General features: G+C 66.2%; 11 protein-coding genes. 6 read left to right on the forward strand and 5 right to left on the reverse strand.

What is annotated here, in order from left to right:
- Positions 1-38 precede the first annotated feature (38 nt).
- Complete coding sequence (locus tag A8711_RS25170; RefSeq protein WP_158629874.1) at positions 39-6,407, forward strand: RHS repeat-associated core domain-containing protein; 6,369 nt, start codon at positions 39-41, stop codon at positions 6,405-6,407.
- 432 nt (positions 6,408-6,839) lie between these two features.
- Positions 6,840-7,250 carry an SMI1/KNR4 family protein gene (locus tag A8711_RS25175; protein ID WP_083297097.1) on the forward strand — a complete coding sequence of 137 codons (411 nt, stop codon included), beginning with the start codon at positions 6,840-6,842 and terminating at the stop codon, positions 7,248-7,250.
- A 99-nt stretch (positions 7,251-7,349) separates the two neighbouring features.
- Here A8711_RS25175 and A8711_RS25180 read toward each other — a convergent pair whose 3' ends face one another.
- From A8711_RS25180 to A8711_RS25205, 4 genes are all read right to left on the reverse strand, one after another.
- A complete protein-coding gene (locus A8711_RS25180; RefSeq protein ID WP_069089503.1) occupies positions 7,350-7,661 on the reverse strand; it encodes a hypothetical protein in 312 nt (103 codons plus the stop codon).
- A 196-nt stretch (positions 7,662-7,857) separates the two neighbouring features.
- Complete coding sequence (locus tag A8711_RS25185) at positions 7,858-8,115, reverse strand: hypothetical protein (RefSeq protein WP_069089504.1); 258 nt, start codon at positions 8,113-8,115, stop codon at positions 7,858-7,860.
- Between the two features lie 100 nt (positions 8,116-8,215).
- Positions 8,216-8,395, reverse strand: a complete 180-nt coding sequence (locus tag A8711_RS25190) for a hypothetical protein (RefSeq protein WP_069089505.1) — start codon at positions 8,393-8,395, stop codon at positions 8,216-8,218.
- A gap of 1,321 nt (positions 8,396-9,716) precedes the next feature.
- Positions 9,717-10,457, reverse strand: coding sequence for a 5-formyltetrahydrofolate cyclo-ligase (locus A8711_RS25205; protein ID WP_051611175.1), 741 nt, complete (start codon positions 10,455-10,457; stop codon positions 9,717-9,719).
- Here A8711_RS25205 and A8711_RS25210 point away from each other — a divergent pair.
- The 4 genes from A8711_RS25210 to A8711_RS25220 all read left to right on the forward strand — a co-directional run bounded on the left by A8711_RS25210 (position 10,447) and on the right by A8711_RS25220 (position 12,302).
- Complete coding sequence (locus A8711_RS25210; RefSeq protein ID WP_124779043.1) at positions 10,447-10,731, forward strand: hypothetical protein; 285 nt, start codon at positions 10,447-10,449, stop codon at positions 10,729-10,731. The genes A8711_RS25205 and A8711_RS25210 overlap by 11 nt on opposite strands.
- Positions 10,732-10,795: 64 nt before the next feature.
- The gene (locus A8711_RS32195; RefSeq protein ID WP_140946609.1) at positions 10,796-11,026 is read left to right on the forward strand and encodes a hypothetical protein; all 231 of its coding nucleotides are present in this window, start codon (positions 10,796-10,798) and stop codon (positions 11,024-11,026) included.
- Between the two features lie 89 nt (positions 11,027-11,115).
- A complete protein-coding gene (locus A8711_RS25215) occupies positions 11,116-11,415 on the forward strand; it encodes a transposase (protein WP_069089509.1) in 300 nt (99 codons plus the stop codon).
- 2 nt (positions 11,416-11,417) lie between these two features.
- A complete protein-coding gene (locus tag A8711_RS25220) occupies positions 11,418-12,302 on the forward strand; it encodes an IS3 family transposase (RefSeq protein ID WP_255365690.1) in 885 nt (294 codons plus the stop codon).
- On the opposite strand, the gene A8711_RS25225 is transcribed toward A8711_RS25220, so the two are convergent.
- Positions 12,267-13,382, reverse strand: coding sequence for a hypothetical protein (locus A8711_RS25225; RefSeq protein ID WP_069089510.1), 1,116 nt, complete (start codon positions 13,380-13,382; stop codon positions 12,267-12,269). The two genes, A8711_RS25220 and A8711_RS25225, sit on opposite strands and share 36 nt — an antisense overlap.
- Between the last annotated feature and the right edge of the window lies 1 nt (position 13,383).

Consider the following 13,383-nt stretch of genomic DNA (forward strand, 5'->3'; position numbering starts at 1 on the left):
TTCCCGCGTCTGCCCGGTCATCGCAGGAAGGACCGTCCGTGACCTCCTCCCCATCCCCTCTCCGAGCGGCCTCCCGACGCCGGCTGTCGCAGGCGCGCACCCCGATCGCCGCGATGATGGCCCTCATCATGGCCGTGGTCACAGCCCAGGTCCCGGCTGATGCGGCAGGCGCGGCGCCGTGGAGGCCTCCCAAGCCGAAGGACGTCACCGGAGTGGCGGTCAAGCCCCTCAAGCACACGGTGCGGCCCTCCTGGACCGCCGGAGCGCGTGAGGTCCGCGCCGCGGGCACGGCGGCGCGCTGGCCGCAGGCGGGCACGGCGACTGTCGACCTCACCACCGGAGTCCGGCAGCGCGCCGGCGCGCTGCCGGTCTGGGTCAGCCCGCATGCGGGACGGGCACGGGCCTCCGCCGCGACCGGGCAGGAAGCGGTGGGGCACGTGACGGTGGCCCTGGCGGACAAGGCCGCCGCCCGCAGCGCCGGGGTGTCGGGTCTCGTGCTGGACGTGCGACGCGCCGACGGCCGCAGAGACGCCGGCGCTGTCGATCTGACGGTGTCCTACCGTGAGGTCGCCGCCGAGCGCGGCGGTGACTGGGCGTCGCGGCTGCGGCTGGTGTCCCTGCCCGACGGCACGCCGCTGCCCAGCACCAACGACGCCGCCGCCAAGACGGTCAGCGCCACCGTCACGCTGTCACCATCAGCGCGGGTGGCGCTGGCAGCCGGTGTTGCGGGCGACAACGGTGACTACTCCGCGACGTCGTTGTCAGCGGCGAGCACGTGGCAGGTCTCCGAGCAGACCGGGGCGTTCTCCTGGTCGTACCCGGTCAGTGTCCCGCCGGTGCCCGGCGGCCTGGCGCCGGCCCTGAGCATGTCCTACTCGTCGGCGGCGGTGGACGGACTCACCGGCGGCACGAACACGCAGGGTTCATGGATCGGTGACGGGTGGAGCATGTGGCCCGGCTACATCGAACGCAAGTTCAAGGCCTGCGCCGACGACAAGGATCCGATCCGCGGTAAGAACGCCAACAACGGCAGCGTGTACGGCGGTGACCTGTGCTGGTACAAGCCGGAGGGCAACGCCACCGTCTCGCTTAACGGCCGGGCCACCGAGTTGGTGAAGTCCAGCGGCAACACTTGGAAGGGCGTCACCGACGACGGGTCGAAGATCGAGCTGGCCACCGACACCAGCAACGACGACAACAACAACGAGTACTGGAAGATGACCACACCTGATGGCACCCAGTACTACTTCGGCCGCAACCACGGCGGCGGTGGCAGCTCCGGCGCCACGGTCACGAACTCCACCTGGACCGTGCCCGTCTACGGCAACCACCCCGACGAGCCCGGCTACAACACCAGCGGATTCGCCGTATCCCGCGCCACCGAAGCCTGGCGGTGGAACCTCGACTACGTCGTGGACACCCACGGCAACACGATCACCTATTTCTACGGCAAGGAGCCCGGCGCCTACGGCCGCGAAGGCGACAAGAACAAGCGCACCACCTACGACCGCGGCGGCTACCTCACCAAGGTCGAATACGGCAACCGCACCGACGCACCCGTCACCACCTACGCCGCCGCCCGTGTGCTCTTCGACCACGACGACCGCTGTGTCAGCTCCTGCTGGTCGGGCAGCACCGCCATCCAGGCGTCCTGGCCCGACACCCCCTGGGACCAGTACTGCACCGCCGCGCCGTGCACCGAGCAACTGTCGCCGACGTTCTGGACCAACCAGCGACTCAACATGATCACCACACAGGTGCAGTCCGGCACCGGCGCCACCTACAGCACCGTCGACGAGATCTCCCTGCGCCACACCTACCTGCAGTCCGGTGACGTGGGCGCGTCACCGATGTGGCTCAGGGGCATCACCCGCACCGGCAAGGTCACCACCGCCGGCGGCGCCGAAGCCACCGTCCCCGAGATCGTCTTCGACCCGGGCGCCGACCCCCTCGCCAACCGCGTGGACGGGCCGGCGGACGGACGCTCCAACCTGTTCCGTTACCGCATCAACACCGTGACCACCGAATCCGGCGCGCAGTACGGAATCACCTACTCAAAACCCGAGTGCACGCGGGGCAACACGCCGGCCGTGGCGAGCAACACCAAGCGCTGCTTCCCGCAGTACTACGGGCCCAAGGGCGAAGAGCCCACCCTGGATTGGTTCCACAAGCACCGCGTCGACCGCATCGACGTCTACGACAACACCGGCGGCTTCACCCACGAACAGACCAACTACGACTACCTCGACACCCCCGCCTGGCACTACGACAACTCCGAGCTCACCGACGAGAAGAAACGCACCTGGAGCGAGTTCCGCGGCTGGGGAAAGATCCGCGTGCGCACCGGCCTGGAATCCGGGGTTCAGTCCGCCACCGAGTACCTCTACTTCCGGGGCATGGACGACGACAAACAGCCCACCGGCACCCGCGATGTGTGGATCACCGACTCCCAGAACGGCACGGTTGAGGACCACGACGCCTACGCCGGCATGATCCGCGAGGAAACGACCCTTCTCGGCGTGGGCGGCAGCTGGATCTCCGGCACCATCACCACCCCGGTCAAGCAAGGCCCCACCGCCAGCTCCGGCAACCTCAAAGCCTGGATGACCAACACCGGCACCACCCGCAGCCGGCTCAAGCTGTCCACCGGCGCCACCCGCTGGACCAAGACCGTCACCACCTACAACAGCGACAACCTGCCCACCCAGGTCGACGACCTCGGCGACGAATCCACCACCGCAGACGACCGCTGCACCCGCACCTGGTACGCCCGCAACCCATCCACCTGGCTACTCGGCCTACCCAAGCGCACCGAAGCCGTCGGCGTCGACTGCGCCGCCACCCCCACGCTGCCCGCCGACATGCTGTCGTCGACCCGCACCACCTACGACAACGCCGCCAACAACTGGGACACCGATCTCCCCGTCTACGGCAACGTCGCCAAAACCGAGGCCATCGACCGGTGGAGCGGCACCACGCCCACCTGGATCACCACCGGCCGCTGGACCTACGACGCCTACGGCCGGGTGAAAGACAGCTACGACGCTCTCGATCGCAAGACCGCCACCACCTACACCCCCGCCACCGGCCCGGCGACCAGCGTCTCGGTCAAGAACGCCCTCGAGCAGACCACCACCACCAGCTACGCCCCGGAGTGGAACCTGCCTAGCGCCGTCGTCGACGCGAACGGCATCCGCACCGACCTCGCCTACGACGGACTCGGCCACCTCACCAAGGTCTGGCTACCCGGACGCGACAAAGCCACCTACCCCAACGCGCCGAGCACCGAGTACACCTACCTGCTGCGCAACACCGCCGCCACCGCCGTCACCACCAAAACCCACAATCCGCTCGGCACCAGCAACTACGCCACCTCAATCACCCTCTATGACGGCCTCCTGCGCGCCCGCCAAGTTCAGACCCAGGCACCCAGCGGCGGACGGACCCTCACCGACACCGTCTACGACTCCCGCGGCCTGCTCGACTGGTCCACCGCCCCCTACTACGACAAAACCAACACCCCACCCGACACCACCGTCTACGGCGGCGCCGGCACACCCGCCGTGCCCGCCCTGACCCAAAACGTCTACGACGGCGCCGAACGCCTCACCGACGCCATCTTCAAGGTCGGCGTCAACGAGACCACCAACGAAAAGTGGCGCACCACCACCCGCTACCAGGGCGAGAAGACCAGCGTCATCCCACCGCTCGGCGGCGTCGCCACCACCACTATCACCGACGCCCGCGGCCGCACCACCGCGCTGCGCCAGTACAAGAACCCGGCCGACGTCGGCAGCGACACCGCCACCACCTTCGACCAAGCCCGCTACACCTACACCGACCGCGACGAACTCGCCTCCCTCATCGACCCGGCGACGAACACCTGGCGATACACCTACGACCAACGCGGCCGCAAGATCCGCGACGACGACCCCGACCGCGGCGCCACCACCTACACCTACGACGCCGCCGGACAACTCACCACCACCAAGGACCACCGCCAGACGATCCTCGCCTACACCTACGACGACCTCGGCCGCAAGACCACCATCCGCGACGGCTCTACCACCGGCCCGATTCGAGCCAAGTGGGTCTACGACACCCTGACCTACGGCATCGGCAAGCTCACCAGCTCCACCCGCTACGAACCCGCCGGCAGCACCAACGCCTACACCAACGAAACCCTCACCCTCGACCCCGCCGGCCGACCCCTCACCACCCAGGTCACCATCCCCCCAGGTGAAGGCGGCCTCTGCGCCTCCGGCACCCTCACCCCCTGCAGCTACCAATACGCCACCGCATACCGGCCCAACGGCCAAATCTCCAACGTCGAACACCCCGCCGCCGCAGGACTGGCCAAAGAAAAGCTGTTCAACAACTTCAACGACATCGGCCAAATCACCGGCCTCGTCTCCGCGGCGCAGATCTACACCGGCATCACCTACAACAAGCTCGGACGGATCACTCAGCAGACCCTCGGCCAGGTCGGCAAACAGGTCCAGATCACCAGCACCATCGACGAGAACACCGGCCGCGTCACCAACACCTCCGCCATCCCCACCCTCAAACCAGAAATCTTCAACCTCGGCTACACCTACGACAACGCCGGCAACCTCACCAAAATCAACGACACACCCGCCGGCGGTAGCACCGACACCCAGTGCTACACCTACGACTACCTCCGCCGCCTCACCGAGGCATGGACCCCCACCAACGCCGACTGCGCCCCCGCCTCACGCACCACCGCTAACCTCGGCGGACCCGCACCCTACTGGCACAGCTACACCTACCAACCCGGCACCGACAACCGCGCCACCGAAACCCAACACACCGCCACCCCACTCACCCGCACCTACACCTACCCCGCACAAGGCGGCGCGCCCGGCACGCATCCCCACGCCGTCACCACCATCACCAACAGCGGCGCCAACACCACCACCGCCACCTACACCTACGACGAGACAGGCAACACCAAAACCCGACCCGGCCCCACCGGGACCCAAACCCTCACCTGGGATCCGGAGAACCACCTAGCCGCCACCCAAGACGCCACCGGCACCACCACCTACCTCTACGACGCCGACGGCAACCGCCTCATCCGCAAAGATCCAACCGGCGCCACCCTCTACCTCCCCGGCGGCACCGAAATCCGCAAACCCATCACCAGCACCGCCACCGCAACCCGCTACTACACCGGCCCCGGCGGCACCATCGCCACCCGCACCTCCACCGGCACCCTCCACTGGATCGCCAGCGACCACCACGGCACCGCCGAAACCACCATCACCAGCACCGACCTCACCGCCACCCGCCGCCGCAGCCACCCCTTCGGTACAGAACGCGGAACCACCACCGGCAGCTGGCCCACCACTATGGACAAGGGCTTCGTAGGCGGGACCAAAGACAACACCGGCCTCACCCATCTCGGCGCACGCGAATACGACCCCGGCATGGGGCGGTTCATCAGCGTCGACCCGATCATCAGCCTGAAAGACCCTCAACAGTGGAACGGCTACGCCTACGCCCACCACAACCCCGCCACCTCAAGCGACCCATCCGGCCTCATTGACACTGACTGCCTCACCATCTCAAGCTGCCCAGACTATCGAATGGGTGACGAGAAGAGTAATCGCCAGAACAAGACCAGAAGTGGAGGATGCTGGCCCCGTTGCAGGGATTTGACAAAAAGCGTTTTTGCGGCGTGGCCTCCACCAAGGGTTAGCTGTAAGGGCCCTTGTACGCCGTTGCTGCCTGCGGCTAGTGCCCCTTTGGTTGACCCGGCGAAACTTCCGACCGGGCAATGGATGTGTTTAGCCGACAGGTGCGTCAAGGGGTCGCCGCACATGCAGTGCGCCAGCTTCAACGACTGCAGCAATGTTGATAAGTTTCGCGCGGATGCAATGTGCGCTAACTCGCCTCTTTGTATTCTCGAAAAGCTTATCAATGTCGTTGGTTGGGCTCTGCTTATTTCTGCACCCGCCCTTGCAGCGTCCGCAGGCCCCGCTGCTGGTGCGGGCCTATTTCGGCCGACTACAGTCACCCCGCGGGGCATGAGCAACTTGGGCGGTGTGATCAGTGAGGGAGGGGTTAATGCGGCAGGTGGCCGGCTCTTCTTCTCCTCGGGGCAAATTAATCAGAATGATTTTGCTGGCATCGTAAACGGGGCTCTAATGAGAGGCGATGACGTTCACATCATCACGGGGGCGCACGGGCTTCCTGACGGGTCGCTTATCTCCGATGCGGGGATGTATGCCGATGACGTGAAGAGATTTGGTAGTATTCCAGGAGTTTCCGTGCACAATCTGCCGGCGATGTCATCTGGGGAGGTAAAGCAGGTGCTGGAGGCTCCGGGGACTATTATCGGCGGATTCTGCAACAGCGGCGCCTGTCTTGCGTCTTTTAGATGACATGCGGGGAAGGGAGGGGGGGCGTTATGAGATCGGATCATGACCCGGCGGTACGAGAGTATGTCGGATTCATCTGGATCGAGAATAATCCGGGCGTGCGGCTTCGGGTGCTCGCCACGTCGCTTGATGAAGCAATGTTGCGAGTTGTTGAAGAATACGGAGAGGGTCACGTTGTCTCAATCTGGAATGAGGAGGATGCGGCAAAGCCGCGTTAAATAAGAAATCACTCGAACGTCATCTACTTTCGCAAATAGAGGCGAGAATTTGCGGGCGTCTTCCGCGCGGAGAAGACCACCACGATGTCGTCGCCGGCGATGACGACGCGCTGCCGGTCGGGCAGTTGGGGGACGACCTCGCAGGTACACGGATCTGCCGCTGGTGGTGTGCGTCGAAGTCTTGTGGGGGACTACTCGGAGTACCGACGATAGTTGCATGATCATTGACAGCTTGTCGGTCCCGTCTGCGCTCCTCCGGGTGCTGCAGCAGGGTCGGTGGGTAGCTCCAGGCCGCTCGTCGTCGACGTATCGGGAAGTCTTCGGTGATGACGCCGTAGCGCCGCAGTTCCTTCCTTTGAGTCGGATGACGGCTAACAGGCGCTGGCTCGATGACATCCCTGAGGACTATCGCGGGTTCTACCTCGGTCAACCGGGCCGGCAGAGCCCGCCCGGCGACGTGGATCCCGACCGGTCTCTCCTGATCGGTGACCTCGGACCTGACCGGCCGTTTGCGTTGGACTACAGACCTTCGTCGGCCGCACCGTCGGTGATCTACCTCAGCGCAGCGGCGGACTGGATCGAGGTTGCGCCCAACATCGAGATGCTGATCGAACGCCTCGGGATCTGATTGTGCCGAGGGATCCCTTTGCTCTTTTGCCGCCGACCGGGCGTCACGGCGTGCTACGAGTGGCCCGCGCAGCGAACAGTCGGAGCTGCCGCGCGTTCGTTAGGTGCCGAACCCGCCGCACAGGTAGTACAGGCTCGTGGCCAGTCCCAATATCCAGCCAGCCACGAGGCCAGACGATGACCCACGGCCGAGCCGTCCGGACAGCGCGAAGCAGCTGCCCAGCAACACCAGCTGCGCAATGCCGTACGTGAGTACGCCGAAGAAGAGCGCCGCGAACCTCCCACCGGCATCCACGTCCGCATTCGAGCCGCCACCAGCGGCGGTGGCCAGGGCAATCGTGAACCCAACAGCAAGACCGTGCCCAGCGAGGGCAACGACCGCTCCGGCAACCATCGGCCTGGTGATCGTCACCGCCGGAGCGTGACATACGTCGAAGAAACTGGGCTACCTCAGCCCGAACGATTTACGATATCGCCTGGCACAGCCGGCAGACGGAGCCGCACTGATCTGCCGCGAAGCGCTCGTTAGCAAAGGTGGCGTCGCTGCCGGGCGTTGGCATTCGGACATGCTGATGTGCGGACGCAGAGGTCGGCTTGGCCAGGCTCAGTCACAGCAGGCCGCGCTCGCGTAGCCGGGCGAGCCTGTCCGGCGGCAGGCAGTCGGCCAGGTTCCGCTCCAAGTCGACCAGCTCAAGGTCGACCGGGTACACCACGAAGTCTTTGGCGACTGGCAGCGTGTCCGACCAGTCGCGGAGGTTGAGCCGAGCCGCCACCGCGCACAACAGTCGCCGGCCCACCTCAGATCCGGCGGCGGCATCGAGGTCGCCGGCGTCAAGCAGAGCGAGCTCCTGTCGTACCAGCCGCACCGATCCTGCGTCGTCGAGGTCGACGTCGGTACTGGCCCCGAAGTCGGCCGGCGACCATGCTGCCTGAGCATCGATCGCCGCCAGGGCCCTGCGCTCGTCCTCAGTGGCCCCGTGGACCTCGAAGGACAGCGCGTCCGATCGGGTAGTAGCTCAGCGCGATGCAGGCGGCGGGACCGTCGACCACCAGGCGCGCCACGGCGTCCGGGATCAGGGTGACGAATGCGTCCTCGATGGCCCGGCACGCCGCTTCGAAGGTCAAATCCGGCCGGCGGCCGCTCATAGCGCACCTCGGACCGACGGCCCATGACCTCGATGACCCGGACCAAGCCGCGATCGTCGTGCTCCGCCATCAGCACCGAGGACGCCCGGCCGTCGTGCTCGATCTCGACGCGGCTGATCCGCCCATCGGTGTATGCGTACGACTCCCGCCCCGAGCCGCCCCGCGCGACCGTGTTGGCTGAGCGCATCAACCCGTCCACGAAGCGGTACTCGTGCAGGTAGATGGGCCCGTCTGTGTCGAAGTGCGCCACCTCGACCACGTCGCCGTCGTAGCCGAGGAACGTCTCGTAGTACAGGCGGCCGCGAAGAAAGCCGCTGTACTCCTCGATCACGACCGCGCGGCCCTCGGCGTTGAGCCCGATGCGCAGAACATCCCGATCCACCGGCGGTCTGACGTCTAGCCGGCGGCCAGCCTTCAGGAGGTCCCGTTCGAAGTGCAACGGACGAAGATCAACGCCCGGCCAGGTGTACCAGTCCCAGCGTCCGACGAGCGAGGTGCCGCTCTCTTTCGGGAGTCGTACTCGCCAGCGAGCTGGGCGAACCGCGCAGCAAGATCGGGCATGTCCGGGATCCTACTGGTCTCCTCGCCGGACCAGCCGCCGCGAGCATTCGGATCTGCCGCTGATAAGGCGCGGCATACCTGAGCATGTCGGGTTGACAACCGGGCCGTGGGAGCGGGTCGGGAGCACCTGTGCCCAACAGTCGCTGACCGGGCGGCGGCGTCAGCCAGGACGGCTCGGGCAGGCGGCCACGGTGTCTGATGAACGACGTGCAGGACGGTCCCGACGCAGCCTGGAGGCAGCAGCCTGTCGCGAGCCCTGGTCGGGGGAGCAGGTTGGGAGCAGCAGGGTGCACTGAACGGCCCTGAACCGCACTGAACGGCAGCTGGTCGCACCCAACTGCACCCACCCCTGCCTGCGGCTTCGCGTTCTCGCAGGTCAGAGTCGGTGCAGCGTCCTGCTTCACACCGAAGAGGTCACTGGTTCGATCCCAGTATCGCCCACCATGAATATAGGCAGGTAGGAAGCCCGTCACCGGGATCACCGGTAACGGGCTTCTCCGCTGTTGCCCCTTAAGTTGGGAGCAGATTGGGAGCACGGCGCTCCCGCCCTTGGTTGGCCTGGCATTCCCAAGGCCCTGGGCGGGCGTTCATCGGCGTGCTGCGGCTCGGACCGTCGGTTGGCAAAGTCCACTTGCGACCGGCCTGATCGCATCTCCCGCCGCCCGCAGCAACTTGAGTTCCACCAGCAGGCCTGCTCGACCTATGGGTTCGACGGCCGAGCCAGCATTCATGCCCAGGAACGCTCGCTCCGGCGGCCTTGCTAGGGGTTGTGCCGGGTATCTTGCCCCCTTGTGCCGCCCAGAATTGGGATGCTGTCTAGCTGATCTTGACGGAGGTCTTTGGCGATGATGCCTGCCGGTCGATCTCGGTCCGCCGTGCAGGTAAGCACCTCGGTGGGGGTGATCGCAAGATCGACGTTGAAGTCGTGGCTTGCGTGGGGGAGTTCCTCGTCGAGGAGTTGGATCTGGTGGATGGTGGTGGCGATGGCGGTGCCCTTGGACACGAGTCCAGCCTCGGTGAGGAGCGCGATCTCTAGGTCGGAGTAGCCGGCGCCCTTGCCGACTCGTACGCCGTTTCGCCGGCTGACGGCGACGCTGCCGCAGACGATCAGGTCCACCGGGCGCATGTCGTCGGGGCCGATTGTAGGGGCGACGTCCGGTGCGCCGGTGCTGGTGACGGCAGCCTCGAACGGAGCGGTCAGAACGGTCGGGTCGAGCAGGTAGAAGGGCTTCGGCGTGGCGAGTCGCGGGACCGCCACGTAGAGCAGCTTGCCCTCTTGAAGAGCGCGTACTCGTACGGGCAGTTGGGCCCGGTCGGGATTGCACTTGATGACCCGTGCCTGCTTCCAGACATCCAGCTCGGCGAGTCGGGCAGCGGCGTCTTCTTTGCCGGTGAAGTCAGGGATGTGACCGTGAACGCCGATGGGTGCGGCGCCTTCGCGTTCAAGGAGATCCCAGACCCGTCGCCGAACGGACTGCTTGGCATCGCCAATGCTGGTCACGCTGCTCCTCCTACCGGGTCATGAGGGTGAACAGTCGGTCGTTGACGTCCTCGACCGAGGGCAGGTCGCGCCAGGGACGCAGTTGACGGGCTGCGGCGAAGGCGAGGTTGAGACCACCGCCGGCGCGGGTCCGCTCGATGACCTCGATGGTCTGGTGCAGGTAGGACGTGGCTGCATCGACGTCACGATGAAGGATGCTGGCAAGGGCAAGATTGCCGAGGACAACGGCGGTCGACTTGCGGCGTGCGGCGATGAGTTGCCGAGCCTCCTCTAAAGGCTGTGATGGCGTCGGCCGGCTTGCTCAGCGACAGCCAGCAAGACCCCGCGAGTCGCGCGTGATGGCTGGGACAGAAAAGGGCAGCGGCTGGATCTCGACGATCTATCGAAGCGAAGTGATCTTCAGCGATGCCAAGGGCATCGAAGCAGTCCCGGGCCTGGCCAAGCATCGCGTGCGCCTCGGCACGGTGCAGTTGGGCGAGGCCCGTGATCACATGGCTGTCGTTGCGGCTTACGGCGGCGGCGCGCGCCGTCAATCCAACGCCAGCGGTCGGCTGCTTGGTGCCGTATAGAGCGAGGTAGCTCTTGCGAAGCAGCGCGTTGGCCTCGGTATGCCCTTCCCCTCGTAGCGTGGAGGCCAGAGCTTGAGGGATAGAGGTTCATGGCTGAGACGAGACGCCAGTTCGATCCGGAGTTCCGGGCGGGCGCGGTGCGCATCGTGCGTGAGACGGGTAAGTCGATCGCGCAGGTCGCCCGTGACCTGGGGATTAACAGCGGGACCCTGGCCAACTGGGTGAAGAGGGACCGCGAGACTCGCGGTGAGGCCGCTGCCGGGAAGTTGGCCGAGGACGAGCGGGCGGAGCTGGCCCGGTTGCGGCGGGAGAATGCCGAGCTGGCGATGGAGCGTGATGTTCTCAAGCGATCGGTGGTCCTGTGGGTCAAGGAAGCGACGGGCCGGTGAGCGTGGCCGGGTTCATCGCTTCCCAGAGGACCGAGCATTCCGTGCCGCACGCGGTGGCCTGTCGGGCGTTGGGGGTGTCCGAGTCGTGGTTCTGCAAGTGGCGTGACCGGCCGCCAACGCGCCGCGATGACCAGCGTGTCCGGCTGACGGCCGCGGTCCAGAAGGTGTTCGACGACTCGGGCGGCACCTACGGCAGCCCTCGCATTGGCATCGAGCTGCGCGAGTCCGGCTGGCAGGTCTCCGACAACACGATCGCGCAGCTCATGGCCGAGCTGGGCTTGGCCGCGCGGGTCAAGCGCCGCCGACGCGGCCTGACCCGCCAAGGTAAGCGTCCGGCCGCACCGGACCTGGTCAAGCGGGTGTTCACCGCACCGGCGCCGGATGTCGCCTGGTGCGGCGACATGACCGAGATCCGTACCGACGAGGGCAAGCTCTACCTGGCCACCGTCATCGACCTGTACTCCCGTCGGAATCTCGGCTACGCGATGAGCGCCCACCACGACGCCGGGCTGGTCGTCGCCGCGCTGAACATGGCCGCCGTCACCCGCGGCGGCAACGTCGAAGGAGTGATCTTCCACAGCGACAGGGGCAGCGAGTACACCTCGGCCGACTTCGCCCGGGCCTGCAACCGGTGGAACGTACGCCAGTCGATGGGCCGGGTCGGGTCATGCTTCGACAACGCCGTCGCCGAGGCCACCTTCTCCACCATCAAGGTCGAGTACGTGCACTGCCGTCACTTCCGCACCCGTACCGAGGCCCGCCTGAAGATCGCCACCTGGATCACCGACTTCTACAACCGGCGCCGCCGGCACTCCGTCTGCAACTGGCGCTCACCCATCGACTACGAACGATCAGAAACCCGCGCCCTGGAGGCCCAGGCCGCATAACGGAGCCCTCCACGATTCCAGGGGATTGACAGTAACCGCGTCGCGGGTGTCCTGTGCGGCGCGGATCGCCTCGTCGAAATATGCGGCGCTGGCGGCGTGGTCGTGACGTTGGGAGGCGTCCCACACGAGCTGACCCATCAGCGTGGCGGACTCGGCGACGGCTGCGGCCAGTTCACGCTGAACCAAGCCGTCGCTGGCGTGCTGGCGGAGGAAGGTCGCCTGGCCGTGTAGCTGCCCCGCCTCGACGAGCAGAAGCGTCGAAGGCGTCCGGTCGTAGCGCTCGTCAAGGTGCTGCACCCGCTCCCGTAGGTAGGCAACGGTGACCAGGTCGACCCGGCGGGGGTGCCGCAGCACATAGTTGAGACGCTCGTTGGGCGGCGACGGTGGCTGGCCGACCTCGACCAGCAGGTCGGCCAGCTCCTCGACCGACAGCTTGAGAGCTGCAGCCAAACGCGGTCGATGCCACGGCTGTGGATCAGTCTCTGCCCGCTCCCACCGCACGACGGTGGAGCGGTGGCCGCGTTCCGTAATGTCCCAGTGTTCGACTTCCTTCAAAGCTATGGCAACGAACTGGTCGAGGATCAGCGCGCGACCAGGTTGTGCGTCGGGCCGGGCATCCGCGAAGTACAGCAGCTTGGTGTAGAACGAGGGCCCGAGGTAGGGAAGCTTCTGCTCGCCGCCCAGGGCCAGCATCTCGTACGCCTTCGCCGGTCCCTGATCACGAAGGACGGTCAAAGCCTTAACGAGCTTGGCCGTGGTGGACTCAGTCGTGTTCTTAGTGAAGACCTGAGCTCGACGACCGACGAGGAATGCTCGGTCGCCGGTGCCCCAGGCGTAGCTGCCGACCAGCAGTCGCCCGACGTCGTCTGGACCGCCATTCGCTGCGGTGAGGAGGTCGCTACGCGTGATATGTCGGTACTGCCGACCCCTGTTGGCCTCGGGCAGGTCGGATAGCCATGCCGTCCACCCTTCGGCGGGGACGCGTTGCTGCCACCAGCGTGGACGAAAGTCGAACCCGTGTGTGAGAACCTCACCAGGGGTCCAGAACGCGTCGACGCCAAGTCGGTCTCTGAGCCCCATC

The sequence above is a fragment of the Micromonospora sp. II genome (assembly GCF_001709195.1).
Lineage (GTDB): Bacteria > Actinomycetota > Actinomycetes > Mycobacteriales > Micromonosporaceae > Micromonospora > Micromonospora chalcea.

Bases quoted from the DNA above. Each gene is read 5' to 3' on its own strand.
- A8711_RS25175 (WP_083297097.1), top strand. From the start codon at position 6,840: ATGATCATTGACAGCTTGTCGGTCCCGTCTGCGCTCCTCCGGGTGCTG.
- A8711_RS25190 (WP_069089505.1), bottom strand. From the start codon at position 8,395: ATGAGCGGCCGCCGGCCGGATTTGACCTTCGAAGCGGCGTGCCGGGCC.
- A8711_RS25210 (WP_124779043.1), top strand. From the start codon at position 10,447: ATGCTGGTCACGCTGCTCCTCCTACCGGGTCATGAGGGTGAACAGTCG.
- A8711_RS32195 (WP_140946609.1), top strand. From the start codon at position 10,796: ATGGCTGGGACAGAAAAGGGCAGCGGCTGGATCTCGACGATCTATCGA.
- A8711_RS25215 (WP_069089509.1), top strand. From the start codon at position 11,116: ATGGCTGAGACGAGACGCCAGTTCGATCCGGAGTTCCGGGCGGGCGCG.
- A8711_RS25225 (WP_069089510.1), bottom strand. From the start codon at position 13,382: ATGGGGCTCAGAGACCGACTTGGCGTCGACGCGTTCTGGACCCCTGGT.